At 62.1% G+C, this 2,107-nt stretch carries 3 protein-coding genes and 1 pseudogene; all 4 read right to left on the bottom strand.

The features are described 5' to 3' along the window. A partial coding sequence (locus QZY03_RS05125) for an Rpn family recombination-promoting nuclease/putative transposase (RefSeq protein WP_295578715.1) occupies window positions 1–511 on the bottom strand: 511 nt, incomplete at its 3' end. A gap of 116 nt (window positions 512–627) precedes the next feature. Beyond that, entirely contained in the window at window positions 628–1,014 is a 387-nt protein-coding gene (locus QZY03_RS05130; protein ID WP_295578716.1) for a DUF6516 family protein, read from the bottom strand. Next, on the bottom strand, window positions 1,011–1,286 hold the full coding sequence (locus QZY03_RS05135) for a hypothetical protein (protein ID WP_295578717.1): 276 nt from the start codon (window positions 1,284–1,286) through the stop codon (window positions 1,011–1,013). The genes QZY03_RS05130 and QZY03_RS05135 overlap by 4 nt, the downstream gene beginning before the upstream one ends. A 355-nt stretch (window positions 1,287–1,641) precedes the next feature. Then, window positions 1,642–2,107: pseudogene (locus QZY03_RS05140) on the bottom strand (transposase); the annotation flags it as partial.

Here is a 2,107-nt window from a genome sequence, read left to right on the forward strand (position 1 = left end):
GATAGCGCTGCTGGGGCCGGTAGCGCGCCAGCGCAGTGGGCAGCGGCACGATCAGCTCCGCGATGTCGCGCGCCGCCGTCCAGCGCCCGCTGCCGTTGTAGAGCACCAGCGGAAACACCGGTGGCAGCAGTTCACCCGGCGCCACTGCCTCGTGTTTGATCAGATCCTGATACAGCAAGCCGGTGTACACCATCACCCGCACCGCCATCCAGGGGTCGACCTGGCTTTGGAATTCGATCAGCAGATACACATAAAGCCAGTCCCCGGCCACCCGCACCCGCCAGATGATGTCATCCTCGCGATCACGCAGGTCGTCGGTGACATAGCTGCCGCCCCGTTTCTCCAAAGTGGAAAAGTCGATGAGTGCCAGCCAGTCCTCCTGCACGAAATCCCGCAGCAGACCCTCGACCATCTCGGGGTGAGAGAACAGGTGTTTGTAGGAGCCGTCCTGGGGCGCCCGCGCGGCGGAACGGGCGCGGGCACGGCGACGCTGACGCGGGGGGCGGGGCATGACGATGAGCGCGCAAGCCGGTCAATAGCAGCGGGTGTGCGCCAGTCTCTCATGGACCGCCAGTTCGAACAATGTGTGCGCCGACGGTGCTAATCCGTGTTTCGGCAGTTTGTTCGTCACGCCAGTTCCTCTTCAAGGAAATCAATGAGGTTCAGGATACTCATTGATCGACTCGGTAGAACGGTTTCCTCCCCGCCAACATGCAAATGGTCGGGAAAACCCGGCAGGTCAGGAAAATGTCTGGCATTGTCCCAGCGACGCACGAGGACACGCCTGTTCGCATCCATCCATTGGTAACGATACTCTAGGGTTTGGTGAATCTCACCCTGGACAACAAAGTACTCCGATACCTCCAGAAAATCGCCATTCGTCAGTGTGATTCTCGCACGAAAATATCCTTGATCGCTGATGATGCGTTCGGACACGACCGAAACTTGTCCGACAACTGCAGAACCAACCAGTCGGGCCTTCAGTTCCTCCAGGTAGCGCGCGGGCGATATCACGGGCCGTACTCGAGAACCTGGAGGCGCCGGGCGAGGCTCTGCGCCATGCCGTTCAATGCGCTCCATTGAAAGAAGTCCGCATCATCCCCGAGTGTACCGCTATTGAACCGTTCCTGAAAATCGGCGGACTTCATCTGATATTTTCGTTCCATTTCAGCGATGTCCGCTGTAATAAGCGAAGCCTCGCGCCTTAGCTCGTGGAGTTCTTGTGCTACAACATCCCGCAAGGCCTGATCAACGACCTCGCTCTGATAGCCCTGGGAATACAGCATCTCCAGACGCCGTAGCGATTCGAGGGTAGTGGCTGGCGTTGACATGGATACCTCAGGATGATCGCGGATTGTGCCCATACTGCTTGAATACCGGTGTTATCCCCAAGGCCGGAATGCAGGCCGCCGTCAAAGGTTGGGGGGCCTTGGCCAGCCAGTCCTGTACCGACCGGGCGGGCCAGCGCCGTCCCCTGACCGTGCGCCCTATACGACGCCCCCTGCATGTGACCCAGACCACCAGGAGTCCAAGGCTTCAGCCTTGGTCAGGGTTCGCCAGGGCTGAAACCTTGGACTCCCGGGGCGGGTCGGCAGCGACTCCCGGCCCGGTCACTCCAGCGATGGAGCAAGCGGATCCCGCTCAGCTTGCGGGCGTGTCGGTCTCCTCCGGCGGGTCGCCGAGCAGGCTTTCAAGCGTTTCGGCCTGGAGAAAACCATTCAGCCAGGCATCCAGTTGGTCGACGGTGGCCCCGGCAAGGCGCGCGCCCACCCAGGAGGGCAGGGGTCCAAAGCGGGCGGTTAGAACGCTTTGTAGCGCTTCGGTCTTGCCTTCCCGCTGACCTTCCAGCTTACCTTCCCGCTTGCCTTCCAGCAACCCCTCCCGCTTCCACTTCTGCGTCCACTCGTCAACCCGTTCGGCCAGCATGGTCTCGACCTCCGCTAAATCGTGCAGTTCCGGCAGATTCTCGCCCGGCATCAGCCGCCGCAGCAACACCCGCGCGAACCAGACCGTCAGGGCGCGCCGCAGGCTGGCGTGGCGCGGGTCGCGCAAGCGGGCGGTCAGCCGCTGCAGGATCGGCCGCACCGCCGCGGGGCCGTCGGCCGCC

The organism is uncultured Lamprocystis sp. (genome assembly GCF_903933125.1).
Lineage (GTDB): Bacteria > Pseudomonadota > Gammaproteobacteria > Chromatiales > Chromatiaceae > Thiodictyon.